Origin of the sequence: Winogradskyella ouciana (assembly GCF_009709615.1) — a bacterium.
GTDB classification, from domain to species: domain Bacteria; phylum Bacteroidota; class Bacteroidia; order Flavobacteriales; family Flavobacteriaceae; genus Winogradskyella; species Winogradskyella ouciana.
The window spans coordinates 481440-506090 of sequence record NZ_WJYA01000005.1 but is presented as its reverse complement, the minus strand read 5'-3'; the positions used below and the strand labels follow the sequence as shown (position 1 = coordinate 506090).

The window sequence follows — 24651 nt, the reverse complement described above, 5'->3', positions numbered from 1 at the left end:
ATTTATCACCCCTTTAAATAATCTATAAAAATTTTGAATTTTGAATTAATGCTTCGCCAGTTACTACCTCTTCGTTGTTATTATTCAAAATATAAGTGCTGACTAAAGCCCTGTGCCTGTCTTGCATATGTTCTATTACCTCAAATACGGCAGTGTATTGCGTGTCTGCAAACATAGGCTTCATAAATTTTAAATCTTGTTTAAGGTAAATGGTGCCTTCACCGGGAAAGTCCATGGCAAACACTTTTGAAAAAACACTAGTTCCTAAATAACCATGGATAATTCGTCGTTTAAAAATAGATTGAGCGGCGTAAGCCTCATCCAAATGGATTGGGTTTTTATCTCCAGAAATTTCAGCAAATCTATCCACATCATTTTGGGTGTAAGCAAAACTCTCTCTAAAGGTACTTCCCTTTTTAATTTGTTCTGTAAACTTTGGCATGCATTTTATCTTTTAAAATTTTCCATTCGCTCTCTAGCATTGCTAAACCAACAACATCGTGGTATGCTCCATTTTTATAACAATGGTCTCTATAGTACGCCTCTCTTCTAAACCCAAACTTCTCATGCATTGAGATTACTTTGTCATTAAAAGTAAAAACTTCACATCTAAGTTTGTGTAATTTAAGCTCTTCAAACACATAGCTTAATACATTGTATTCTACCTTACCTCCTATACCAGCGCCTCTTACCGATGTGTCTCCAAGGTAAAAAGCCCAATAACAACTACTTAATGTTCTATTTATATCAGTTATGCTTGCCAGTCCTAACTTTTTACCGTTATAATTAATAATCCAATATTCTGAAGTCGTATCAGTACTTATTTTCTTATACCAGTTTTTCTGGTCTTCTGCAGATATTTTATTCTCCGTATACATATATGAAGCTACCTCATCTGAGTTTCTCCAGCTTCTAATAAGCTCAATATCGTCAACTGTGACCTTAATCAATTCAATATCGATATTATTCATTACAATAGTGTTTTTTATTATTTTTAGATGTCGTTGTGCCTGCTGTCCGTCTAAAAGTTTTTCTTGTTTCTCTAGCATATCCAAATGATTAGATTTTAAAATAGACTCTTCCAATTTAAGTCTAAGTTGCTCTTTTGACAATTTGGTAAAATCCCCTTCCCCATATACCACACCGGACTTTTTAAATTCTAAAAAAGCGTTTTTTTGATTATCAACAAAATATCCTGAAAAAATCGGAATTTTAACACAAAAAAGCTCAAATAAAATTGTACTAGAAGGCACTATGGCAAATGTACAAGATTGCATTACCTTAATCAATTCATTTTCAGATAAATTTTTGTGAATGTTTATTTTTTCACTGTACCTGTTTTTTAATTCAAATAAACGTAAGTCTAAATATGCCGCTCCTAAGATTATGTTTATAGATTTTATAGCTGATATTTCTATAAGTGTGCTTACTGTTTTATAGGTTAGGCCTAGTACATCAGATCCACCGAAATTTACAAATACTGAATCAATTGGCTGCAAGACCATGGGTTTCCTAGCTGCTTTTAAAAATGCCGGTCTTAACATAGCATAGTCCATTCCTAAAGCAAACTTTGTATAGTTTTGGGCTTTAAAATCATCCGACCTAATTTGAGGTGAATGATTTATAACCCAATCGGCATACATATGCTCTGTAGCCAAATCGTCTATATAGATTAAATTAAAACCATAGTCTTTTATTAACCTTTGGTATGTAGAATTAAAATGATACCCATCCGCAATAATAATGTGTTCAGAACTATTATAATTCTCGGATAACCACTCTGGTTCTTCCATGAGTTTTATCTGCATTGGAATAAAATCTAAATTATAATCTGTAGGTACTACAGAACGCGTAGAGTTTTCTTTAGTAAGGAATACAAAGTCAAATTTGTTTTTAACAGTTTCTACTAAGCTAAATAAACGGTATAGGTGACCTAAGCCAGTGTTTGCATTTCCATCTGCTCTAAAGATTATACTTTTTTTGTTTTTCATCTTTTAGAAAGTCTGATAGTTTATTTAACTCTAATAATTTGATTATAGGAAGAATGGCGTCTATCTCTTCATTAAAAGTCTCTGCTTTTATTTTTTGATAATTGTTACTATTTATCTTAGATAGCCAAGAGTTTTTTTCAATAATATTAGAGAAGTCTTTTAAACAGTGGGATATATTATTATCTAAATAACTATATATAAGGTTCATAAATGCATAATCACTAGGGTAGTCAATTGTAAATCTTATATTATTTATTGGGTCTAAAGTTTTAAACTTGAAGATCTCTTGGTTTGTTGTGTTTTCAATAATGTAAGGTGTTACATGCTCTCTATGATAGGCAACCTTAGTGTTTTTATCTGCTGATATTAATGAAGTGCTCTTGATCATCTCAAAATTACAACCCAATGGAAGTCCTTCGCTTTTAGAATAATCTAATCCTTTGGTTAAATGGTTGTTAATAAACTTTAGAAGAAGGCCTGTGTCTATTACCGGATTGTCTGCTGTAAATCTTAAAACATAGTCGCTGTTATTAGCGCTCACTATTTCAGAAAACCTAGATAACACATCCTCCTCACTTCCTCTATAACAATTTAGACTTAGTTTGTCGCATTCTGACTCTATACCATCATTGTTTTTAACTTTAGATGTGGCAACAAATATTTCGTCGATTAAATCAACTTGCTTAAGTGCCGAAGTGATAATTTTTAATATAGAATTATTTGACGTTGCTGGCAACGGTAACAAAACTTTATTAGGCAATCTTGTAGATCCCAACCTTGCTTGTATTATTGCTGTTATTTTAAATTGTCCACCCTCCATCTACTACAATATTTTGTCCAGTTATAAAACTTGAAGCATTAGAGGATAATAACAAGATGATTCCTTTCAAATCTTCCGGATTACCAATGCGTTTTAGTTTTGTTTTTTCTTCTAAGCGCTTTACAAAATCTTTGTCTTTCTGCACCAATTCTGACGGAAATGGTCCTGGTGATATTGAATTAACATTAATATTATATTTAGCCAAATACATTGCATAATATTTAGACAAGTGTATTACTGCTGCTTTAGAAGTTCCATAGTTAGCAGGATTTAACAATTCTTCCCTGCCTTCATATATATCAAGATCTGGCACAACGACTCCGTACATAGAGGCAATGTTGATGATTTTTCCATTTTTAGATTTTTTAAGAAATGGGGTTGCTGCCATTACGGTATCAAAATAATGATTAATTCCCCCCTCCATACCAATTCGCCAATCATCTGCAGAAAGCTTCTCTGGATGATCTGTAGCCCCAAAATGAGCGTTATTGATAAGTACGTCGATTCGCTTTTCGGTCGAATATATAGATTGAAAGGCGTTGGTTATGGATTCTCTATTTTGAACATCCATTTTTATAAACTTAATTTCACCTTTAGCAGCATTAAAGCGATCATTAAATTTTTCTTTTCTACGGCCTGCCACATATACTTTTGCCCCATAATCAGCCAAAACCTCACACATAGTGGCACCTAGATAGCCATATCCACCTGTTACTATGACTATGCGATTCTCTATGTCCTTAAATAAATTCATATTAAAAATTTTAAGCCCAATTTGCAGGATTAAGTAAATCTAATTCATTTACATCAATTTTATCGATTTCTGTCCAATCTACGTCTCTATACGTATTGCAAATTACAAGATTCGCTTCTAATTGTGTTCTTGTTTCAACACCAATCAATACATTTTCAATATATGTTTTTTGTAATACATATTGTAATGCTAAAGCTTCTATAGGAATTTGCCAACGGTTTGCAATAGAATTTAATTTAGACAAATAAGGCTTTAGAGGTGTTAGTCTTGATTGTAATTCTTGATCTTTCTTAAAAAAAAGCCCTTGTAAAAAGGTGGACCTCGTGTGCGTATCTATATTTTTTTGTTTCGCTTTTACTATTAAATCCTTGCGTTTTTTAGAATTATCGAGAAGATTAAAAGGTATTTGAATAAAATCAAATTCACTAAAATTTTCAATAATGTCCTCTATTTCATCATTGGTATATACTGAAACGCCTATGTTTTTGACGATTCCCTTATTTTTTAACTCTATAAAATCCTTAAAAAGTGATGGATTAATTTTTAAGCTATTATAGCTATGAAACATATAAGCATGTAATTCGTTTACAGACAATGTATTTAAAGTTTCAGCAACATAAGTTCTCAAATCCATACTTGTTGCATCAACCAATGGATTTAGTTTACTTATGACGCGAAATCTTTTATTGGAGTAGGCTTTGTGGAAGGCTCCAATAATTTCAATTGAATTTCCATAAGCTTCTGCGGTATCAAGTTTTCTAAGACCTTTATCGTAAGCGTAGTTTAATATAGAAAAGGCTTCTTCTTGTGTGGGTTTGCCAGAACAATTATTAATGCCGTAGTCTAAGCCTAGTTGTACTGTTCCTAATATTAATTTATCTATCATTTAGTGTGTTCCTCAAGGAATTCTAGTATCCTATCGACAACATAAGTTTGTTCTTCTTCAAGCAGTGTTGGGTACATTGGCAGGCTAATGCATTTAGAATAGTAGTTTTCAGAATTTCTCAAATTTGCATCACCATACCCTATTTCTTTATAATAAGGTAATGTATGTACTGGTATGTAATGAATTTGTGCAAAAATGTTATGGGTTCTGAGGTAATCGTAGAGTTTTTTTCTGTCAACTACCTCTATTACAAATAAATGGTGAGCATTATATGTCTGGTCTGGTAAACTTTGATATTTTATTTTATCCCTAAATGCTTCTTTATATCTATTAGCTATTTCGTTTCGCTTTAACACTCCTTCATCATTTTTGGATAGTTGAGTAATACCTAGAGCTGATTGAATATCCGTAAGCCTATAATTATAACCTAGTTCTTGCATTTCATAATACCAACCACCATGGTTTTCTTCCATATTGTCCTTGGTGATACCATGTGTTCTTAACTTCGATAATTTATTATATAATGCTTCATTATTAGTGGTAACCATACCGCCTTCGCCACAAGCAATATGTTTTACCGGGTGAAACGAAAAAATCCCGATATCAGCATATTTCCCATTGCCGCACATTTGTTTTACGCCTTTTGTATCCGTAAAATAACCACCTGGTGCATGGCAAGCGTCCTCAATTATCCATAAATTGTGTTCATTTGCCAGGTTTCTAAATTCCTCGAGGTCTACTGGTAGACCTGCAAAATCTACTGGTATAATTCCTTTAAAAAAGCCTTTGGGCTTACTTTCTATGAGCCGTTTAGTACTCTCTAAGGATAAAGTGTAGGTATTAGCATCTATATCGGCAAACCATACTTCACCGTCACAGTATCTTACACAATTTGCCGAAGCCGCGAAAGTAATTGGAGTCGTTATAACACGCTCACCAGGTTTTAAACCTAAAGCCATTACCGCTATGTGTAAACCAGCAGTTGCGTTAGAAACGGCTACAGCATATTTTGAGCCGACATATTCAGCGAATTTTTTTTCAAACTCACTCACTTTAGGGCCTTGAGTTAAAAAATCTGAAGTTAACGTATTTATCACAGCATCAATATCATTTTGATCTATGTGCTGACGGCCATATGGAATTATTGGTTTGTCCATTTATACTTCGAAGGTAGAGTCAACATGTTCTTTAATTAGGTGCCGTAAACTTTCTATAGTCTCCCACTCCTCATTCTCACCAGAGTTATAGCTGAAGCCCAATGGTACTTTTTTCGCATCAAAAGCTTTAATAAAATCCTCTAATTTCCATTGATGCGTAGCAGGAAGAATAGTGTAATATTTCCCCAAGTCGTAAGTGTAAAATGAATCTGAAGCGGTAATCATTTCCTCGTGCACTTTCTCACCTGGCCTGATACCGACCACTGGTTTTTCGCATTCAGGTCCAATAGCTTCCGCAACGTCCATAATTTTATATGAAGGTATTTTAGGCACAAAAAGTTCACCTCCCCAAGCATGTTCTAATGCGTGCATTACCATATCTACACCTCCTTGAAGTGAAATATTAAACCGTGTCATATTTGGATCAGTAATTGGCAAACTATTCTCCTCTTTTTTCTTATTAATAAAGAAAGGGATTACTGAACCATTTGAGCCCATTACATTACCATATCTAACCACTGAAAATTTAATCGGATTCGTGCCTTTAATATTGTTGGCTGCTATAAACAATTTATCTGATGTCAGTTTTGTTGCACCATACAAATTAATTGGGGCACACGCTTTATCCGTCGATAGAGCGACTACACGTTCCACATTTGTACTTAAGCATGCATGTACCACATTCTCTGCACCGTTAATATTAGTTTTTATACATTCATCTGGATTGTATTCTGCAATATGCACATGTTTCATTGCTGCAGCATGTATCACATAATCTATATGCTGAAATGCCCTCACCAAACGTTCTTTATCTCGCACATCTCCTATGAAAAACCGGATTTGAGGAAATTGATCCGTTGGGTACTCTTGCGCCATTTGAAATTGCTTCTGTTCATCTCTAGAAAAAACAACTAACTTTTTGACCTCAGGGTGTTTTTGTAATATATGAGATGTAAGTGCCTTTCCTAGAGATCCTGTCCCACCAGTAATTAATATAGATTTATCTTTAAAGCTAAACATAGAGTATATAGAGTGTTATAATTTTAGATGGTAAAAATACCATAATAATTGTCTTTGACCAATATAATTGGCACTACTAAACAACCATACCAGCCGCTACGGTTTCGTTAGTAGTATCATCAATAAGTATAATGCTCCCTGTGGTTCTGTTTTCTCGGTATGAATCTACCATCAGTGGTTTTGTGGTTCTAATTTTAACTTTTGAGATATCATTCATGTTTAAGCTTTTGTCCTCTGTATTCCGATTTAAAGTCTCAATATCTATTTTGTAGATAATCTCTTTAATCATTGCTTTTTGATCATTGCTTGTGTGCTTAATGCTGTACTTAGTTCTTGGTTTGGCTGAATTGTCATTTAACCAACATAACATCACTTCTATATCTTGAGAGGACTCTGGTTTATTATTGGTTCTTACAATCATATCTCCTCTACTAATATCAATATCGTCTTCTAAAGTCATTGATATTGACATAGGTGCATAGGCTTCTTTCAAAGATTCATCCAAAACATCTATAGATTTTATTTTAGACGAAAAACCAGAGGGCATTGCCGTAACCTCATCCCCAACCCTAAAAATACCACTTGCAACCCTACCTGCATATCCTCTATAATCTCTATGTTTATCACTCTGAGGTCTTAATACGGTTTGCACCGGGAATCTGGCGTCAACTTTATTTATATCACTGCTAATGTGCATGGTCTCTAGGGTATGTAGAAGTGGTGCTCCTTGGTACCAATCCATATTTTTAGACCTGTTTACCACATTATCACCATTTAAAGCGCTAATAGGTATAAAGCGAATATCTTGGACTAACAATTTTGAAGAAAATTCTTCAAACTGGTTGATCACTTCATTATAAGCGTCTTCAGAGTAATCAACCAAGTCCATTTTATTAATACATACAATTATATGTGGTATCTGCAGTAAAGAAGCTATGAACGAGTGTCTTTTTGTTTGTTCAATTACACCATGCCTAGCATCTACTAGAATTATTGCTGCGTTTGCCGTAGAAGCACCTGTAACCATATTTCTAGTATATTGAATATGTCCAGGCGTGTCTGCTATTATAAACTTGCGTTTTGGAGTTGTAAAATACCTATAGGCTACATCTATCGTTATGCCCTGCTCTCTTTCGTCTCTGAGTCCATCAGTGAATAAAGCTAAATCTACACCGTTGTGTCCTTTCTTTTTACTGGTGTTTTCAATTGACTGCAATTGATCTTCAAAAATAGATTTTGAATCGTATAATAAACGACCTATCAAGGTACTTTTGCCGTCATCTACACTTCCTGCGGTTGTAAACCGTAATAATTGATTGTTGTCTAACATTACTCTATACTTCTTAAAAATATCCTTGGCGTTTTCTGTCTTCCATTGCAGATTCAGAACGCTTATCGTCACTTCGGTTTCCTCGTTCTGTTTGTCTCATTCCAGACACCTCATCTGCAATTTTATCCAATGTGTCCGCATCGGATTCAATACCACCTGTAATCGTAATATCTCCCAGGGTTCTAAAGCGAATCTTTTTGGTGACAATTTCTTCGTGATCTTCGAGCACTAAAAACTCTGAATTAGGAATCCAACTATCCTGCCTCCAAACCACTTCACGTTCATGGGCAAAGTATAATGATGGTATTGCTATGTTTTCTCTTTTAATGTAGTTCCAAACGTCCATTTCTGTCCAATTACTAATAGGGAAGGCTCTAAAATGCTCGCCTTCAAAATGTTTACCGTTGAAAATATTCCAAAGTTCTGGCCTTTGATTTTTGGGGTCCCACTGTCCAAAATCATCCCTATGCGAAAAGAAACGTTCTTTAGCTCTCGCTTTTTCTTCATCTCTACGTCCACCACCAATAGCACAGTCTATTTTATTAGTTTCTATCGCATCAAGAAGTGTTGTAATTTGCAGTGCATTTCTTGTGGCGTTTTTTCCTTTTTCTTCTGCTACGCGTCCTTCATCAATAGATTCTTGAACCGAACCTACAATAAGTTCTACACCCAGCTCTTTTATAATATTATCTCTAAATTGAATAGTTTCAGGGAAATTATGGCCAGTATCAACATGCATAAGGGGAAAAGGAATCTTGGCTGGGTAAAATGCTTTTTTTGCTAAATGAGTAACTAAGATAGAGTCTTTCCCTCCAGAAAATAAAATAACCGGGTTATCAAATTGAGCCCAAACTTCTCTTAAAACATAAATTGCTTCACTTTCTAACTCGTCTAAATAATTTAAATAATATTTACTCATTGTTGAGTTTTAATTTTGGTATTATATAATCTACTATTCGTTTTACCGAATCCTCAATCGGTTCATTTTCTGTTTCTATTTCAATCTCAGGATTGTCTGGTGCTTCATAAGGAGCAGAAATACCTGTCATGTTTTTAATTTCTCCTGCTCTGGCCTTCTTGTATAAACCCTTAACATCCCTACGCTCACACTCTTCAATACTCGTGTTTACATAAATCTCAACAAAGTTAGCATCTTTAACGATAGTTCTAATGTCCTGTCTGTCTTTTTTATTTGGGGACACGAATGCCGCTAAAACCACTAAACCAGCATCTATCATAAGCTTAGAAACCTCGGCAATGCGTCTAATGTTTTCCGTTCTGTCTTGTGGCGAGAAAGAAAGATCATTATTAATTCCTTTTCTAATGTTATCGCCATCTAATGCATATGTTTTTATTCCTCTTTTGAATAAAGAATGTTCTACAAGATTAGCTATAGTCGATTTTCCAGATCCTGAAAGACCAGTAAACCAGATTAATAAGGGTTTATGGTTATTTAAAGCCATCCTTTCCTTTAGAGATATCTGATATGAATGTGCCGTTATATTCTCCTCCATTGATTTGAATTTTATTTGGTCTTACTTTATTAGAGACTAATTGTTTTTTCTATTTGTGAGCCCATAATTGAACCTATACCAAAATCTTTCATGAAGATAATATAAAATCATTTTAGAAAAAACTTCCGCAAACCCAATCTTTAAACCAATTAATGGATTCCCTGAAATCCACCATGCCAATAACATGGTATCTAATGTCCCTATAAATCTCCATGTGAAAGTTTTGGCTATGTGCCTTTTTCGGCTTTCAAGTACTCGGCCATCCTTTGATAGGTTAATGTTAAACCATGTACGTTCATGTAAATAATATAAAATCATTTTGGTGATAACCTCTGCAAATCCGATTTTTAACCCAATTGATGGACTACCAGAAATCATCCAAGAAAGTATTACCGTATCCAGAGTGCCAACAATTCTCCATGTTAATGTTTTGGCAATATGTCTCTTGTGAGATTGGTCCTTCATTATTTTGAGGCTACAAACCAAGGGTTTAGTAAGTTTTCCTTATTGTAAAGAAGCGGTTCTTTAGTAGCTTGAGAAATCACATTAATGCCTACGGCATTACAAATGGCTTGACCAGCAGCTGTGTCCCACTCCATAGTCGGTGCAAATCTTGGGTAAACATCAGCTTTGCCTTCAGCAACAAGGCAAAACTTTAATGAGCTTCCTTTGGAAACTATGCTTACCTCCTTTCCAGATGATCTAATATTTTCAACAAAATCCAGGGTTTCTTGGCTCATATGAGAGCGGCTTCCGACGACTTCAACCGAATTTGAAGAGGTTTTTGGCTTTAGTGGCTTTGCGTTTGCACCTACTGTGTCTATAGATGAATCATGAGATGTTAGATCTGCGGAATAAGCATTTTTCTCCTCTACATTTGCAAAATATAATCGTTTTATAGTTGGCACATAAATCACGCCTAATATTGGCCTCCCACTTTCAACCAAAGCTATGTTTACTGTAAATTCACCGTTCCTTTTTATAAATTCCTTGGTCCCATCTACTGGGTCTACAATCCAACAAGTGCTCCAGTCTTTTCTAATGGAGTAGTCAATTTGTTTATTTTCTTCACTAATAATAGGAATTTCAGTATCTATTAAATATGAATTAATCACTTCATTGGCTTTTTTATCAGCTTCTGTTAATGGCGATTTGTCATCTTTTATTTCAACATTAAACGAAGTGTCGTAAACCTGCATGATAACTTTTCCCGCATCTAAGGATGCTTTGATGGCTGTCATTATTTTCTTATTTTCGAGTATATTAATCATATTAATTCTTTTATTATCAGTTAAATCTATATCTTTAATTCTTCTATCATGGCTTTTAGGCTTTCTTGCCATTCATTTAGGTTTCTATATACTTTTTCCGTTTCTAAAATGTCTAAAACGCTATATTTAGGTCGCTTAGCTATGGTTTTATAACTGTCTACAGAAAAAATATTTGCAGTTTTCTTTGAGTTAAAATGCTTTACTATTTCTTTTGCAAAACCGTACCAAGTTGTTTTCCCTTTGGCCGAGAAGTGGTAGATTCCGTAATGAATATCGTGTGATTTGATTAGATAAATAATAAACCTTGAGAGATCCAAACAGCTTGTGGGTGTACCTTGTTCTTCAGTTGTAATTTTTAACTCTACATTTTGTTTTGTTTTGTTGACAATGGTTTTGAGAAAATTTTTGCCAAATAGAGAATAAAGCCAAGACGTTCTTATAATGTAATGCTCTTTTATTGTTTCCTTAATATAGAGTTCGCCTTTAAGTTTAGACCTACCGTACTGGTTTATTGGATCGGTTTTGTCTTTTGTAGTGTATGGTTCTCTTTTTTTTCCGTCAAAAACATAATCCGTAGAAATGTGAACTAATTTTATATTTTTTGACTGGCAAACCTCTGCAATATTCTTTGCTCCTTCTGCATTTACTAAAAAAGCTTGGTCAACGTTTTTTTCTGCCAACTCAACATTTGTAAAGGCGGCACAATTGACACAAAAATCAAAATCATTCTTATTAAAAAGAGTGCTAATTGACTCCTTATCAGTTATGTCAACATCCTCTTTTGAGTAAAAGCTATAACTGTCTGGCTCTTTATCAACTAAAGAATTTAGTGTCTGGCCTAATTGCCCGTTAGCACCTAAGACAGCTATCCGCTTCATAATTTAGCGTTTTTAAAAGATGGTAAAAGCAAGTCTTTCTCTGAGAGAATTAATTCAGACTCTGGGTATTTCCAGTCTATATTTAAATCTTTGTCATTGTATATTACCCCTGTTTCTGATTCTTTGTTATAAAAATTATCACATTTGTAACTAAAAATAGTATTATCCTCTAAGACCAAAAACCCATGGGCAAAGCCTCGAGGTATAAAAAGTTGAGTTTTGTTTTCTTCAGATAGAATTGCTGAGACGTGTTCGCCAAAAGTTAAGGAGTTTTGTCTCAAATCAACTGCAATGTCCAACACTTTACCTTTAATAACCCTGACCAATTTTGCTTGTGCAAACTCACCTGTTTGGTAGTGGAGACCCCTTAAAACACCTTTAGAGGATTGGGATTCGTTATCTTGAACAAAGTTATTGTTCTTTCCAAGGGCTTTTTTAAATACGTTTTCATTGTAGCTCTCTATAAAATAGCCCCTTTTATCTTCAAACACTTTTGGTTGTAGTGTATAACACCCTTTTAATTTTGTTTCTTTTATAATCATATTATTCAGCCAGTAAACTCAGGAGGTGCTTGCCGTAACCGCTTTTGGTTAGGGTTTTTGCAACTTTTTTGAATTGCGCCTTATCTATAAAACCCATTTTGTACGCTGCCTCTTCAATAGCTCCAATTTTTAAACCCTGTCGTTCTTCTATTACCTGGACAAACTGTGAAGCTTGCATCAGTGAATTAAACGTGCCTGTATCTAGCCAAGCTGTACCTTTATCTAAAACACTTACTTTTAGTTTCCCCTTCTCTAAATACGTTTTGTTAACATCGGTAATTTCTAATTCTCCTCTTTTACTTGGTTTTATGTTTTTTGCTATTTCTACTACTGAGTTATCGTAAAAATATATTCCTGGAACTGCATAGTTAGATTTTGGCTTCATGGGCTTTTCTTCAATCGACACCACTGTACCGTTTTTATCAAACTCAACAACTCCGTAGCGCTCTGGGTCGTGTACATGATAGGCGTAAATAATTCCACCGTCGGGATTATTGTTTTGTTGAAGTAATTCTGATAAGCCTGTACCGTAAAAAATGTTATCTCCAAGGATTAAAGCAACTTTATCCTTTCCTATAAAATCTTCTCCTATGATAAAAGCTTCAGCAAGACCTTTGGGTTCTTCCTGTACTGCATATTGAAAATTACAGCCATACTTTTTACCATCTCCCAATAACTTTTCAAATAGTGGAAGATCCTCTGGTGTAGAAATTATAAGTATGTCCTTTATCCCAGACCACATAAGCGTAGATACGGGATAATAAATCATAGGCTTGTCATAAATCGGCATAAGTTGTTTACTTATGGCTAAAGTTAATGGATGCAATCTTGTACCTGATCCGCCCGCTAGAACTATCCCTTTCATTAGTTTTCGTATTTATCTAAGTACCAGTGTATGGTTTTTTCTATTCCTGTTTCAAAATTCTCTTTTGCTTCCCAGCCTAATTCACTTTCAATCTTTGAGGCATCAATAGCATATCTAAAATCATGTCCAGGTCTATCCTTTACAAAGGTTATTTGTTTAGAATATGGTTCTTTTTTCGGTTTGATACTGTCTAGGATTTCACAGATCTTATGGGCTATATAAAGATTATCTCTTTCATTCTTTCCTCCAATATTGTAGGTTTCTCCTTTTCTTCCTTTTTGAAAAACCAAATCAATTCCTCTACAATGGTCTTCTACATACAACCAATCTCTTATATTTTTTCCATCACCATATATAGGAATGTTTTCTCCACTGATAGCTTTTCTTATAATTGTTGGTATTAATTTCTCATCATGCTGTTTTGGTCCATAGTTGTTACTGCAATTTGTAGTAACTACGTTCATGCCATACGTATGGAAATAACTCCTAACAATAAAGTCTGATGATGCCTTAGAGGCGCTATAAGGACTGTTGGGAGCGTAGGGTGTTTCTTCTGTAAAAAGCCCTGTTTCCCCTAGGGTGCCATAAACCTCGTCTGTAGAAATATGATGAAACCTATTGCTTACAAAACCTGATTTGGGTTTAAAGGGGGCGTCCATCCAAAAGGTTTTAGCTATATTAAGTAGATTAAAGGTGCCTTCTATATTTGTTTTTATAAAAGCATCTGGATTGCTAATTGAATTGTCTACATGAGACTCGGCAGCAAAATGAATGACTCCAGAGAAGCTGTGTTTTTTGAAAAGTTCATTAACCAATTCTCTATCGCATATATCTCCCTTTACAAAACTATAGTTTTTATGGTTTTGTAATTGTTTTAAATTAGAAAGCTCGCCTGCGTAGGTGAGCTTATCTAAATTAACAATATTGATGTTTTCTCGCTCTTTTAGCAAATAGAAAATAAAATTTGAGCCAATAAAACCAGCACCACCTGTAATTAGTATTGTTTGCTCTTTACTCATAGTTTTTTATGTATTGAAATGTTTTAAGCATTATGTAGCCTAATATTATAAATAGCATTGTTAAAGCAGGAAAAAGAATGGTGTATCTTTCTAGGAAACTTTTTTCTATGGTTCCAACATCTTCAAAGCCAGATAAAATGTCATAAAAATCATTGTTTTTAATTAATTCTTGCTCAAGTATTTTAAGAGAGTCTCTTATTACCATTTCTTTCTGAAATAATTCGTACTCTCTTGTTGTTGTTTTTTGATTGGTTAAAGGTATCATACCGTTAAGGCCAATTGATACTTTATCACTTTCGGATTCTGTTGTAAGAACATCGAAATATATTTTTTGCAGACTATCTATTCGTTTCAATTCGCTTTTATAAGCTCTAGTTTTTATCTCAATAGATTTATCCCTTATTTCTTTTAGCTTCTCTGAATATTCATTCTCGAATGTTTTTACAAAGCCCCTTTCTAAACTTGTAAAAATATCACTAGCCTTAGATTTAGCTTTTATAGAAAAAATACTACCGCTTAAAATATCCCTATTATCCACATATTCTTCATAGGTCATGTCTTTTGCTAGCGTACTGTCTATTTGTTTTATATAATCGTTATATTCTTTAAGTAAATCATTACCTGTTTCAGGTCCTATTTCAATATCAAAGCCCATTAACTCAGAGGCTGTTGTAGTGTCAATTTCAAATACAGAAGACAATTCTTTTAAATTTTCAGAACCTATTAAAGCATTAAAATAATTGACATTATTTGCTAATTGGTATTTAGAGTCAAAATAAGGTTTAACTAGCATACTCGAAGTGTAAACCGGTTTTTTAAATTTTTCCGCAAAAAACCCAATAACAGCTGCAGCCATAAGAGCAATGGCTATTACTTTAAAATTATTTACAATAGGTTTTAGAGCATAGATTAAGATAGAAAATAGTCCTTTGAGGATTTTGCCAATAAACAAAAATAACTTTTCAAACAATCTGCCAATGACATTAAATAATTGCCCTAAATCTACTTCCTCAGTTTTTGTGTTTTCAGGTAATTTATCACTCATGAATTAAGAATTAAATATTTGTTCTAGTATTTTTTTTGTTATGACGTATGTTGGTTTAACACCCGATGCTCCTAAACCTCCTGAAGCCAATGTGCTTCCAGTCTCTAGTGGGTTGTCACTAGCATAATAAGCATATCTTACTTTTACATCTTCATTTATACTGCCTCTTACTCTTGATGCCGCTTGTATCGCTTTTTGATAATGTGCTCCTTCCATTTCTAAACCAATGACATTCCATGTGGATTTTTTAAAGAATTTTAAAATTTCTTTATTCTGCAAGGAAGTGCCTAATACCGTAACCATTGTACCTTCATAAACATCAACTCCGCAATCTACTAAATCGTTTTTACTTAGTTCGTTTTTAAATGGGTAATTGTCAGCTGTGCCTTCAAAAATATGTGCCGAAGGAATCATAACATCTCCTTTGCCTCCCTCTAAAATACCTGCCTTACCCATAATGGATATGGATTTAACATCTAAATGAACTTTTTTGCCATTGACCTTTATCGGTTTTAGAAATTCATCCATAGTCTCGTACGCTTGTTCTCCAAACGCATAGTCCATAACAAAAATTACAGCTTTGTCATCCTTATTGGATTGTGAATACTCAAAGTCTGTATTAGAAAAATCTATTTTATCTGTATCAAAAATTTGGACATCTATGTTGGTTCCAGACGTGTCCTTTATGTAGATCATTCCGTTCTGCAACGCAGATTTCTCTACTTTATTGCGCATTGCAACACTTTTTGAGTTGCTTAGAGTTTCGTAAACCTCAAAAATGTCTTTTTTGGAATCAGCACCCTTAAGAGTACCTTTCGCGAAAATAGAATTCATAACGCTGTGCATGTTTGCGCTAATAATATGTATCGGTCGCTCTAATAGCCCGTGCTTATTTAATATCTCTTTGATATTGTCTGCCCATACTTCACCATGGATATGATGGCCCAGACGTTCTCTTAAAACTGGGCTAAAAGTTATGGTTCTTTTATTCCCGTTTATAACCTCCTCAATTGCCAACTTACCTAACCAATAAACAATGTGCAATAAGCGTTCTGGTTGACTCTCTGTCGCAAACTTAGGATATGCTTCAGTTAATTCATTGAAAGTTCTCCCTAAAATATTTGCGGTATGGGTAATGGCAATTTCGCGCTCTTTTTGCGTTAATTTCTTAGTTGACAAAACAGCACTCTCTAACTTCTGCCAGTCTCTTACCGTAGCTCCCTCTTCATTAATAATAATCCGCTTACTTATTTTGTGAGACTCTACAAACAAAAATGTAAGATGTGTTAAAATGTCGTAGATTTCTGAACGACCTCTTGTTATTTCAATATTCATTTGCTCATCGTCTATACGATAGCAATTTCGTCTTCGTTTTGGTGGGATTATAGGCTTAAAATGTGAGTTGGTATAGCCTTCATCACTTGTTAGGTTTATGAACGTGCACTCTTCTATGCCTCGAGGTAAACGATCAATAACATAAAGTAAACCCTCTATTTCTGCTTTTTCATCGGCAATAGAACCGTAGATTTCTGGACGTAACAACAACAATGCCTCACGTAAAGTTTCGCCCGAAACTCCCATTGGTTTATAAAATCCACGATTAAACAAATGCCGCATGGTTATATACATACGCTCAATTGCATTTGAGCTTTCTTGCGCTCTAGTTCTTTCGTGTTTTTTCTTAACTGTGCTCATACATTATTTTAACCTACAAATATAGAGTTATTTAGTTAATTGAAGTTCGTATATTTTATCAGCTACTTTTCTATCATTGGATAATCTTGGGATTTTATTTTGTCCACCTAGTTTTCCTATGGATTTCATATAGGTTTTGAAACCATCTTTCTTTACTCTAGTAATCTTTAAGGGTTGCAAGACCTTTCCTTTTATTAAATCTAGATAATAGCTGTTTTGTTTTTGAAGCGATTGCTCTAAATCTTCTATAAATTTAGCTTTGTTTTCAGGTTCATTTTCATACTCAATAAACCATTCGTGATAAGGTAGCCCCTCCTCTGGGTTAATTTGAGGTGCTACAGTAAATTCATTAACAGTAATTGATGTATTTTCTGTAGCTTCTTTTAGGGCTTGTTCAACTTCCTTCCCTATAACGTGTTCTCCAAAAGCAGAAATAAAGTGTTTTATTCTGCCACTAACAATAAGTCTATAAGGTTTTAGTGACATGAACTGCACTGTATCTCCAACATTATACGCCCAAAGTCCAGCTGTTGTAGAGATAATCATAACGTAGTTAACGCCAAGTTTTACATCTTTTATTGTTATTCGTTCCGGATTGTCACTAAAGAAATGTTCAGCTTCAACAAACTCATAAAATATACCGGAGTCTAATTGTAAGAGCATCCCTTTTTCATTTTGCTTGTCTTGAAATGCAAAAAAGCCTTCACTTGCAGGATATAGTTCTATACTATCAACCTTTCTCCCTATTAGGTTTTCGAATTTAGCTTTATATGGCTCATAATTAACGCCTCCAAATATGAATAAATTAAAGTTTTTGAAAATTTCGCCCACCTTGTTTCCTCTCTTTTCTATCAACTTTTCAAAATACATTTGCACCCATGACGGTATCCCTGAAATAACCGTCATGTCTTCGTCAATAGTTTCTTCAACGATGGCGTTTACTTTAGTTTCCCAATCTTCAATACAATTGGTTTTTAAGCTAGGCAGTCTGTTTTTTTGAAGGTATTTAGGTACATAATGTGCCACAATGCCAGAAAGTCTTCCAAGCTTAATCCCGTTTTTTTCTTCAAGGGTTGGGCTTCCTTGTAAAAAAATCATCTTGCCATCTACAAATTTTGAATTTCCGGTTTCGTTAATGTACATTAGAATGGCATTTCTAGCGGCATCAACATGTGTTGGCATGCTTTCTTTAGTAATGGGAATATACTTAGCACCAGATGTCGTACCAGATGTTTTAGCGAAATACAATGGTTTGCCTTTCCACAGTATACTCTCTTCGCCTTTAACAACGCGTTCTACATAGGGCTTTAAGTCTTCATAGTCCCTTATGGGAACTTTAGACTTAAAATGCTCATGGGTAATAATCTCACTAAAATTATGGTCTTTACCAAAAACAGTGTTTTTTGCTTCAGTTATAAGGTTTTGAAACACATTTTCTTGGGTTTCAATAGGATTTGAAGCCCATTTTTTTATACGCCAAGCTATAATTTTGGCAAAAGGTTTGGATAGTGCTGCTTTAACCGATGGCATTACTGAAAATCAATGAAATTAGTTGGGTTTACTGGGTAGCCTTTACTCCAGAGTTCAAAATGAAGGTGCGGACCTGTGCTCAACTCTCCCGTATTTCCAGACATAGCGATGACTTCTCCTGCCTTAACTAAATCGCCTTGAGACTTTGTAATGGCTGAATTGTGCTTGTACACAGAAATTAATTCTTGGTTATGCTCAATAATAACTACATAGCCCGTTTCTACAGTCCACTCTGCAAATATAACTGTTCCATCTGCCGTGGCCTTAACAGGAGTGTCATTAGCGACTACAACATCTACAGCAAAGTGCTTGTCTTCAATATTATACTCTTCTGATATAGTTCCATTAACTGGCGGAAATAACACAAAACTATTTTGGTTTGTTGATTCTTCAAACAAGTTATATTTATCCTCTTTTTCAACTTTTTCTCTTAACAAAGAGTCCTCTTTGTTGGTCGTAATCTGCAAAATATCTACGTCGTTTTTGGCCGCTTCAATAATGGAATCTCTGTTAAATTCAACCGTTGATACATCACCTGTAAGAACTTTTCGGATTGAGGCATAATATCGTTTATTTAGCTCCAATTCCTGAACCAACGAGTCTGTTTTATAGTTAAGGACAGAGGCTTCTTTTTTAAGCTTTGCTGAAGAATACCCAGGAATATACTCGCGCAACGGCGTAAAGGCAATCAATAGAATGGTAAAGAATACCAAGAAAATTGCCGAAAGTGATGTTAAGACAAAAACATTAAGGCGTGTTAGTTTAATTGCAAAACGTTCTTCAAAAGTATCTTCATTAAGGATTACTAAGCGATACTTATGAAGTAGCTTTTTAGCAATTTTTTTTTCTTTTTTTTTCTTTTTTGCCATTAAAACAAAATTAGTTAAAATAGTGAAATAGCGCTATCAATAAGTGCTAAAGTTGGGTTTACAACGTTATAATTAAAGTATAATTACTAACTTTGTGGTCTAAATTTAAAAATATGATTTCTAGCAATATAGTTTTAGCGTTGGGTCCATGGCAAATTGTTTTAATAGTTGTGGCCATTTTACTATTGTTTGGTGGTAAAAAAATTCCTGAACTAATGAGGGGTTTGGGTAGTGGTATCAAAGAGTTTAAAGACGCAAGTAAAGAAGATCCTGCTGACAATAAGGAAAAAGAATAGTTCCTTAATTGAAAAACATAAAAAAAGCCAACTGAATCAGTTGGCTTTTTTATTACTTAATAGTTATGGATTTAACGATTGACTCTATTTCAAAAATGTATTCGCCCTTATTAAGTGATGGTGCATACACATAACCATCTGCAATTAAATAGCGTTTGTTCACTTTATCCTCTATGGCGAAGGTTATAAAAGGCCCTCCCATGGTATAACCTTCCATATCCCAAAGTCCTCTGACTTCATAAGTTGGTTTATTATCAATTATGGTTTTAAACATTGCCGGTGCGAAGGCGTCTTCAACCTTCATATAAATACCATCTTCGCCTGGGACTTTAGTTTTTGTAATGTGATTTCGCATTTTAATAATGTCAACAACAGTGCTATCACCTTCAGAAATTGTTTCCATTGGAACTTCATAAAACATAATATCTATAGTTTTACTATTGTCCAACGCTTTCCTTAGCCAATAAAAGTCTTTCTCTGATTTTCCAAACTTATAGACTGAAGGAATATCAACTGTAAAACCAAGCTGATTTTCCATTTTTTCGTCTTTTAAAAGTGATTTATTGATTTGTCTTTGCTTCTCCTTTACTTCTTCTTTATTAAATGCATCAATAATTCTCGCTTTGCTTTCTTTTAATTGAGCAATTATATCTTGATTTGTTTTCCCACGAACTACAGCTACGGTTTGTGGCTTTGCAAAAACATTATTCTTAATAATAGTCGTCGCTTCTACATCACTTTTCTCAATTTTAAGAACAATTCTGCTGCGTGTAGCAAAACCGTCAAAAACTTGAGGCGGAATCTGTTTTAAATTAAACATTGGTTCGTCTGTTGGCAGCCCATTAAGTGGTGCGGCAAAAATTTCTCTAACACTTTCACCCACACTACCTTCCCAAAGCGTATTGTCTACAACCACCGAAATACTGTTTAAAATACCGTTAGATGCTGGGAGATAAGTTGTTTTGTCATCGTCTTTTTTGTCACCACATGCAACCAATAGCACACAGAACAGTAAAGTGTATAATGTTCTCATAAGTTTATTTTTTGTTGATTTTTTTATTCTGACACAACAAGTGTCATTCCTATTTTGAGTTTACTACCACTAATATCGTTCCATTCTTTAAGATTTTGAACAGAAACTCCAGAAAATTTTTGGGCAATACTCCAAAGCGAATCACCAGATCTTACTTTATAAATTTGTTTACCGTTTGTATTTACAACCTTTTTTTCTGTTTTTGGTTTTGTAGAAGCAACTGGATTTCTCGGGTAGATGGTTAGGCGCTGTCCAATTTTTAGGTTGTTACTTCTGAGACCGTTCCAACGTTTTATCTGGCTTACTCGCACTCCATACCTCCTTGCAATCTTGCCTAAATAATCGCCACTCTTAACGCGGTATCTTATTTTGGTATCAGAATTCAACAATTGTGGCAAAGGTTTTTCACGCTTATTAAATTCTGCATTTGCAAAAGCATATATTTTATCTTCGTTTGTGGTAAAGATACCGACAGCTTCTCTGGGCAAACGTAGTGTGTAGGTTTTTCCGTCTACCTTAGGTATAATGTCCAATTTATAAGACGGATTCAAAAACTGTAGCTCTTCAATTTTTACTCCCGTAGTCTCAGAGACCTGATCTAAAGAAATCATTTGCTTCACATGGATGGTGTCTGTTTGTACATACTGAAATGCTGGTCGCTCAGGTTTAAAACCGTGTTCTTTAGCATATTCAAAAATGTACATAGTTGCCAAAAACGCGGGAACATAGCCAGCTGTTTCCCTTGGTAGGTTTTGGCGGATATTCCAATAGTTCTTATAACCACCTGAACGCCTTATGGCTTTATTGACATTTCCTGGTCCTGAATTATAGGCGGCTAAAGCTAAGTCCCAATCTCCAAAGATTTTATAAAGCCTAGATAGGTATTGAGCTGCTGCAGTTGTCGATTTTATTGGGTCACTTCGTTCATCTACATAGCTGCTCACATCCAATTTATATTCTTTCCCGGTAGCAAACATAAATTGCCATAAACCTGTTGCACCAACTCTAGAACGTGCTCTGGGTTTTAGTGCAGATTCTACAATTGAGAGATACTTCATTTCCAAGGGAATATTATAATTGTCAAACTCTTGCTCAAACATTGGGAAATAAAAATGGCTTAATCCCATTAAGCGCTCCATGGATGTGCGTCTATATTTGAGATAGTTTTTTATAACACTTTCTAATGAAGGGTTATATTCTACATTGAAAGGTGTTCTGGCATTGAGTCGTTTTAGCCTCGCTTTTAAGGTATCTGTGGTTAATTCTGGATAATCAACAGGTTCGTAAGTTAGTTCTGAAACCGATTTGTAAATGGTATCAAATAATGAGTTGTTATAAAGCTCATCTAACCATTTTTGATCTAACTCAGCAGCTTCAGCTAAATCCTGAAGGTTTTTGATGTTTAAAGAATCAATCTCGGCAGGAATATTTTTATGTGGTATTACAGAGCCATCAACTATGGTGTCTGTTTTCTCGGAAATCTTTGTTTGTTGCTTAGTTATGCTATCAGTTTTTACTTGAGAAAAACCAAAAGACATAAACATGAGTAAGCAAAATGATACAATACCTTTAATTCCCATAGACCTAGTTTAGATGTGCCAAATATAACGTTAGAGGCTCTAAAATAGTATTTTTTACGACTTTAGTCTAAAATAGCAGCAATTCCTGGTAAGGTTTTACCTTCTAAGCTCTCTAACATTGCCCCACCACCTGTGCTCACGTAGCTTACCTTATCTTCAAACCCGAATTGCTTTACGGCTGCAACAGAGTCTCCTCCACCAACTAGTGAGAATGCGCCATTTTTAGTGGACTGCGCAATCGATTCGCCCAAAGCTATAGTGCCTTTTGCGAAATTTTCCATTTCAAAAACACCAAGGGGACCGTTCCATAATATCGTTTTGCTTTGGTTTACTACATCATCGAAAATTTCCAAAGACTTTGGTCCAGCATCTAAGCCTTGCCAACCATCTGGGATTTGCCTAACATCACAAATTTGTGTATTCGCATCGTTACTAAAAGCATCCGCAGCAACGACATCAACAGGTAAGTGGATTTTGACATTTTTTGCTTCTGCTTGTTTCATAATGTCTAAAGCCAAAGCTGTTTTATCGTCTTCGCAAATAGAATCTCCAATATTTCCTCCTTGGGCTTTTATGAAGGTAAACGTCATTCCTCCTCCTATAATTAAATGATCTACTTTATCTAATATATTTTCAATCACTGTGATTTTTGAAGACACTTTTGCTCCGCCAAGTACTGCTAGTACTGGTTTTTCTCCACCTTCCAATACTTTTTTAATACTTTCTATTTCCTTTGCCAATAAGTGACCAAAACATTTTGCCTCAGGAAAAAACTGTGCAACGATTGTGGTAGAGGCATGTGCTCTATGCGCTGTACCAAAGGCGTCATTCACATAAATATCACCTAGTTTAGAAAGTTTTTCAGCAAAATCCACATCACCTTTAGTTTCCTCTTCATGAAAACGCAGGTTTTCAAGCAACAAGATTTCTCCAGGTTGCAGTGTACTTGCTTTTTCCTCTGCTTCTTCGCCAATACAATTTTTGGCGAATTTTACTTCAACACCCAAAACGTCTTCAATTTTATCTACAATGTGCTTAAGGGAAAATTCTTCCTGAACACCCTTTGGTCTTCCCAAATGCGACATTAGTACACAACTCCCGCCATCTTCTAAAATCTTAATTATAGTCGGTTTAGCAGAGACGATTCGAGTGGCGTCTGTTACTTCAAGGCTATCGTTTAATGGCACATTAAAATCTACGCGTATTAATGCTTTTTTATCTTGAAAATTGAAATCGTTTATGGTCTTCATATTTTAAATTTTGAAAAGCAAATATAAACCCATAATGTGCATTTGACAAACAGAACCTTTAGATGCTTAAATAGCATTATGTCTATTACATTTAATTGATAGTTTTTTATGGATAAAATAATGCATAGTTTTGCCCTATGCTATTTTCTGAAGTTTTAGGACAGGCTCATATTAAAAACCACCTTACAACCAGTGTTGATAAAGGTAGAATTGCACATGCGCAACTTTTTGTTGGACCTGAAGGTTCTGGTACGTTACCAATGGCACTAGCATATGCGCAATATATTCTGTGCAGTAACACGAATGGCGAAAATACGGGCGGAAATGATGCCTGTAATTTAAAGTTTAAAAACTTCTCGCATCCTGATTTGCATTTTGCGTTTCCGGTAACCACCAGTGATAAAGTAAAAAGTAAGCCTGTTTCAAGCTTTTATCTCGAGGAGTGGCGACAACTTTTAGAGCAGCAGCCCTATGGTAATCTATTTGATTGGTATAAACTTCTTGGAGTAGATAATAAACAGGGACAGATAGGTGTTGATGAAGCCTTGGAGATTGTGAAATCTCTTTCTCTAAAATCTTATGAAGGTGGCTACAAGGTTATGATTATTTGGATGGCTGAAAAAATGAATATACCAGCCGCCAATAAACTTTTAAAGTTAATTGAAGAGCCACCTGAAAAAACCATCTTTATTCTGATAGCAGAGGATGAAGAGCAAATCATTAATACCATTCTTTCTCGTTGTCAGGTTTTACACTTTCCTCCTTTAGCAGAAGAGGCTATTACCGAGGCATTAGTAAAGAATTATCATATTGAAAATGCTGTTGCCACAAAAATTGCACATCAGTCCAACGGAAACTACAACAAGGCTTGTGATTTAATCTATCAGGATAGTGAGGATATTCAATTTGAAAAATGGTTTATCCTTTGGGTGCGTTCTGCTTTTAAGGCTAGAGGAAATAAAAGTGCCATTCACGATTTAATTTCTTGGTCTGAGGAAATTGCCAAAACAGGTCGGGAAACACAAAAGAAATTCTTAAGCTTTTGCTTAAATTATTTTAGACAGGCTCTGCTGTTGAATTATAAAGCTGATGAATTGGTTTATCTAGAACCCAAATCAGAAGATTTTAAACTTGAGAAATTCGCGCCTTTTGTTCATGACGCAAATATTTTAGAGATTTCCGACGAGTTGCAAGATGCTATTTACCATATTGAACGTAATGGGAATTCTAAAATTATCCTGACAGATCTGTCTATTAAGTTAACAAGGTTATTGCATAAAAAAAGCCAAGCTATGTAGCTCGGCCT

25 protein-coding genes are annotated in these 24651 nt (G+C 34.7%); 2 read left to right on the top strand and 23 right to left on the bottom strand.

The window, feature by feature from the left end; translation table 11 throughout:
- Positions 1-22: 22 nt before the first annotated feature.
- The 20 genes from F1003_RS09770 to F1003_RS09675 form a co-directional block, all read right to left on the bottom strand.
- Positions 23-442 (bottom strand): MaoC family dehydratase, encoded by a 420-nt coding sequence (locus F1003_RS09770; protein WP_155089223.1) that lies wholly within the window; start codon positions 440-442, stop codon positions 23-25.
- The gene (gene pseG, locus F1003_RS09765; RefSeq protein WP_155089222.1) at positions 417-1991 is read right to left on the bottom strand and encodes a UDP-2,4-diacetamido-2,4,6-trideoxy-beta-L-altropyranose hydrolase; all 1575 of its coding nucleotides are present in this window, start codon (positions 1989-1991) and stop codon (positions 417-419) included. The genes F1003_RS09770 and pseG overlap by 26 nt, the downstream gene beginning before the upstream one ends.
- Positions 1963-2811: a cytidylyltransferase domain-containing protein gene (locus tag F1003_RS09760; protein WP_155089221.1), complete on the bottom strand. Its 849-nt coding sequence runs from the start codon at positions 2809-2811 to the stop codon at positions 1963-1965. Before F1003_RS09760 ends, pseG begins: the two co-directional genes overlap by 29 nt.
- Entirely contained in the window at positions 2792-3565 is a 774-nt protein-coding gene (locus F1003_RS09755) for an SDR family NAD(P)-dependent oxidoreductase (RefSeq protein WP_155089220.1), read from the bottom strand. The genes F1003_RS09760 and F1003_RS09755 overlap by 20 nt, the downstream gene beginning before the upstream one ends.
- A 10-nt stretch (positions 3566-3575) precedes the next feature.
- Positions 3576-4451, bottom strand: a complete 876-nt coding sequence (locus F1003_RS09750) for an aldo/keto reductase (RefSeq protein ID WP_155089219.1) — start codon at positions 4449-4451, stop codon at positions 3576-3578.
- On the bottom strand, positions 4448-5608 hold the full coding sequence (pseC, locus tag F1003_RS09745; protein WP_155089218.1) for a UDP-4-amino-4,6-dideoxy-N-acetyl-beta-L-altrosamine transaminase: 1161 nt from the start codon (positions 5606-5608) through the stop codon (positions 4448-4450). The genes F1003_RS09750 and pseC overlap by 4 nt, the downstream gene beginning before the upstream one ends.
- The gene (gene pseB / locus F1003_RS09740) at positions 5609-6628 is read right to left on the bottom strand and encodes a UDP-N-acetylglucosamine 4,6-dehydratase (inverting) (RefSeq protein ID WP_155089217.1); all 1020 of its coding nucleotides are present in this window, start codon (positions 6626-6628) and stop codon (positions 5609-5611) included.
- 76 nt (positions 6629-6704) lie between these two features.
- The gene (gene cysN / locus F1003_RS09735) at positions 6705-7958 is read right to left on the bottom strand and encodes a sulfate adenylyltransferase subunit CysN (protein ID WP_155089216.1); all 1254 of its coding nucleotides are present in this window, start codon (positions 7956-7958) and stop codon (positions 6705-6707) included.
- Between the two features lie 13 nt (positions 7959-7971).
- Positions 7972-8877, bottom strand: a complete 906-nt coding sequence (gene cysD / locus F1003_RS09730; RefSeq protein ID WP_155089215.1) for a sulfate adenylyltransferase subunit CysD — start codon at positions 8875-8877, stop codon at positions 7972-7974.
- On the bottom strand, positions 8870-9472 hold the full coding sequence (gene cysC, locus F1003_RS09725; protein ID WP_155089214.1) for an adenylyl-sulfate kinase: 603 nt from the start codon (positions 9470-9472) through the stop codon (positions 8870-8872). Before cysC ends, cysD begins: the two co-directional genes overlap by 8 nt.
- 36 nt (positions 9473-9508) lie before the next feature.
- Positions 9509-9937 carry a DUF2061 domain-containing protein gene (locus tag F1003_RS09720; protein ID WP_155089213.1) on the bottom strand — a complete coding sequence of 143 codons (429 nt, stop codon included), beginning with the start codon at positions 9935-9937 and terminating at the stop codon, positions 9509-9511.
- Positions 9937-10743 carry a 3'(2'),5'-bisphosphate nucleotidase CysQ gene (cysQ, locus tag F1003_RS09715; protein WP_155089212.1) on the bottom strand — a complete coding sequence of 269 codons (807 nt, stop codon included), beginning with the start codon at positions 10741-10743 and terminating at the stop codon, positions 9937-9939. The genes F1003_RS09720 and cysQ overlap by 1 nt, the downstream gene beginning before the upstream one ends.
- Positions 10744-10769: 26 nt before the next feature.
- Positions 10770-11621: a dTDP-4-dehydrorhamnose reductase gene (gene rfbD, locus F1003_RS09710; RefSeq protein WP_155089211.1), complete on the bottom strand. Its 852-nt coding sequence runs from the start codon at positions 11619-11621 to the stop codon at positions 10770-10772.
- Positions 11618-12163 (bottom strand): dTDP-4-dehydrorhamnose 3,5-epimerase, encoded by a 546-nt coding sequence (rfbC, locus tag F1003_RS09705; protein ID WP_155089210.1) that lies wholly within the window; start codon positions 12161-12163, stop codon positions 11618-11620. Before rfbC ends, rfbD begins: the two co-directional genes overlap by 4 nt.
- Position 12164: 1 nt before the next feature.
- Positions 12165-13028 (bottom strand): glucose-1-phosphate thymidylyltransferase RfbA, encoded by an 864-nt coding sequence (gene rfbA / locus F1003_RS09700; RefSeq protein WP_155089209.1) that lies wholly within the window; start codon positions 13026-13028, stop codon positions 12165-12167.
- The gene (gene rfbB, locus F1003_RS09695) at positions 13028-14047 is read right to left on the bottom strand and encodes a dTDP-glucose 4,6-dehydratase (protein WP_155089208.1); all 1020 of its coding nucleotides are present in this window, start codon (positions 14045-14047) and stop codon (positions 13028-13030) included. The genes rfbA and rfbB overlap by 1 nt, the downstream gene beginning before the upstream one ends.
- Entirely contained in the window at positions 14040-15092 is a 1053-nt protein-coding gene (locus tag F1003_RS09690; protein ID WP_155089207.1) for a hypothetical protein, read from the bottom strand. Before F1003_RS09690 ends, rfbB begins: the two co-directional genes overlap by 8 nt.
- 3 nt (positions 15093-15095) lie before the next feature.
- Positions 15096-16787: a DUF6909 family protein gene (locus tag F1003_RS09685; RefSeq protein ID WP_155089206.1), complete on the bottom strand. Its 1692-nt coding sequence runs from the start codon at positions 16785-16787 to the stop codon at positions 15096-15098.
- Between the two features lie 27 nt (positions 16788-16814).
- Positions 16815-18317, bottom strand: coding sequence for a GH3 auxin-responsive promoter family protein (locus F1003_RS09680; RefSeq protein WP_155089205.1), 1503 nt, complete (start codon positions 18315-18317; stop codon positions 16815-16817).
- On the bottom strand, positions 18317-19186 hold the full coding sequence (locus tag F1003_RS09675; RefSeq protein WP_155089204.1) for a M23 family metallopeptidase: 870 nt from the start codon (positions 19184-19186) through the stop codon (positions 18317-18319). Before F1003_RS09675 ends, F1003_RS09680 begins: the two co-directional genes overlap by 1 nt.
- Positions 19187-19299: 113 nt before the next feature.
- On the opposite strand from F1003_RS09675, the gene F1003_RS09670 reads away from it, so the two are divergent.
- Positions 19300-19482, top strand: a complete 183-nt coding sequence (locus F1003_RS09670; RefSeq protein ID WP_155089203.1) for a twin-arginine translocase TatA/TatE family subunit — start codon at positions 19300-19302, stop codon at positions 19480-19482.
- Positions 19483-19534: 52 nt separating this feature from the next.
- On the opposite strand, the gene F1003_RS09665 is transcribed toward F1003_RS09670, so the two are convergent.
- The 3 genes from F1003_RS09665 to F1003_RS09655 all read right to left on the bottom strand — a co-directional run bounded on the left by F1003_RS09665 (position 19535) and on the right by F1003_RS09655 (position 23345).
- Positions 19535-20515 (bottom strand): DUF4837 family protein, encoded by a 981-nt coding sequence (locus tag F1003_RS09665; protein ID WP_155089202.1) that lies wholly within the window; start codon positions 20513-20515, stop codon positions 19535-19537.
- A 23-nt stretch (positions 20516-20538) separates the two neighbouring features.
- On the bottom strand, positions 20539-22095 hold the full coding sequence (locus tag F1003_RS09660; RefSeq protein ID WP_235898307.1) for a LysM peptidoglycan-binding domain-containing protein: 1557 nt from the start codon (positions 22093-22095) through the stop codon (positions 20539-20541).
- A 62-nt stretch (positions 22096-22157) separates the two neighbouring features.
- Positions 22158-23345, bottom strand: a complete 1188-nt coding sequence (locus F1003_RS09655) for a phosphoglycerate kinase (protein ID WP_155089201.1) — start codon at positions 23343-23345, stop codon at positions 22158-22160.
- 137 nt (positions 23346-23482) lie between these two features.
- Between F1003_RS09655 and F1003_RS09650 the strand changes: the two genes are divergently transcribed.
- The gene (locus F1003_RS09650; protein WP_155089200.1) at positions 23483-24643 is read left to right on the top strand and encodes a DNA polymerase III subunit; all 1161 of its coding nucleotides are present in this window, start codon (positions 23483-23485) and stop codon (positions 24641-24643) included.
- Positions 24644-24651 lie beyond the last annotated feature (8 nt).

Bases quoted from the DNA above. Each gene is read 5' to 3' on its own strand.
- F1003_RS09690 (WP_155089207.1), bottom strand. From the start codon at position 15,092: ATGAGTGATAAATTACCTGAAAACACAAAAACTGAGGAAGTAGATTTA.
- rfbD (WP_155089211.1), bottom strand. From the start codon at position 11,621: ATGAAGCGGATAGCTGTCTTAGGTGCTAACGGGCAATTAGGCCAGACA.
- cysN (WP_155089216.1), bottom strand. From the start codon at position 7,958: ATGTTAGACAACAATCAATTATTACGGTTTACAACCGCAGGAAGTGTA.
- cysQ (WP_155089212.1), bottom strand. From the start codon at position 10,743: ATGATTAATATACTCGAAAATAAGAAAATAATGACAGCCATCAAAGCA.
- F1003_RS09665 (WP_155089202.1), bottom strand. From the start codon at position 20,515: ATGAGAACATTATACACTTTACTGTTCTGTGTGCTATTGGTTGCATGT.
- F1003_RS09685 (WP_155089206.1), bottom strand. From the start codon at position 16,787: ATGAGCACAGTTAAGAAAAAACACGAAAGAACTAGAGCGCAAGAAAGC.
- F1003_RS09680 (WP_155089205.1), bottom strand. From the start codon at position 18,317: ATGCCATCGGTTAAAGCAGCACTATCCAAACCTTTTGCCAAAATTATA.
- F1003_RS09750 (WP_155089219.1), bottom strand. From the start codon at position 4,451: ATGATAGATAAATTAATATTAGGAACAGTACAACTAGGCTTAGACTAC.
- rfbA (WP_155089209.1), bottom strand. From the start codon at position 13,028: ATGAAAGGGATAGTTCTAGCGGGCGGATCAGGTACAAGATTGCATCCA.
- F1003_RS09755 (WP_155089220.1), bottom strand. From the start codon at position 3,565: ATGAATTTATTTAAGGACATAGAGAATCGCATAGTCATAGTAACAGGT.
- cysD (WP_155089215.1), bottom strand. From the start codon at position 8,877: ATGAGTAAATATTATTTAAATTATTTAGACGAGTTAGAAAGTGAAGCA.
- F1003_RS09660 (WP_235898307.1), bottom strand. From the start codon at position 22,095: ATGGGAATTAAAGGTATTGTATCATTTTGCTTACTCATGTTTATGTCT.
- rfbC (WP_155089210.1), bottom strand. From the start codon at position 12,163: ATGATTATAAAAGAAACAAAATTAAAAGGGTGTTATACACTACAACCA.
- F1003_RS09655 (WP_155089201.1), bottom strand. From the start codon at position 23,345: ATGAAGACCATAAACGATTTCAATTTTCAAGATAAAAAAGCATTAATA.
- F1003_RS09770 (WP_155089223.1), bottom strand. From the start codon at position 442: ATGCCAAAGTTTACAGAACAAATTAAAAAGGGAAGTACCTTTAGAGAG.
- F1003_RS09720 (WP_155089213.1), bottom strand. From the start codon at position 9,937: ATGAAGGACCAATCTCACAAGAGACATATTGCCAAAACATTAACATGG.
- pseG (WP_155089222.1), bottom strand. From the start codon at position 1,991: ATGAAAAACAAAAAAAGTATAATCTTTAGAGCAGATGGAAATGCAAAC.
- pseC (WP_155089218.1), bottom strand. From the start codon at position 5,608: ATGGACAAACCAATAATTCCATATGGCCGTCAGCACATAGATCAAAAT.
- rfbB (WP_155089208.1), bottom strand. From the start codon at position 14,047: ATGAGTAAAGAGCAAACAATACTAATTACAGGTGGTGCTGGTTTTATT.
- pseB (WP_155089217.1), bottom strand. From the start codon at position 6,628: ATGTTTAGCTTTAAAGATAAATCTATATTAATTACTGGTGGGACAGGA.
- F1003_RS09675 (WP_155089204.1), bottom strand. From the start codon at position 19,186: ATGGCAAAAAAGAAAAAAAAAGAAAAAAAAATTGCTAAAAAGCTACTT.
- F1003_RS09760 (WP_155089221.1), bottom strand. From the start codon at position 2,811: ATGGAGGGTGGACAATTTAAAATAACAGCAATAATACAAGCAAGGTTG.
- F1003_RS09650 (WP_155089200.1), top strand. From the start codon at position 23,483: ATGCTATTTTCTGAAGTTTTAGGACAGGCTCATATTAAAAACCACCTT.
- F1003_RS09670 (WP_155089203.1), top strand. From the start codon at position 19,300: ATGATTTCTAGCAATATAGTTTTAGCGTTGGGTCCATGGCAAATTGTT.
- cysC (WP_155089214.1), bottom strand. From the start codon at position 9,472: ATGGAGGAGAATATAACGGCACATTCATATCAGATATCTCTAAAGGAA.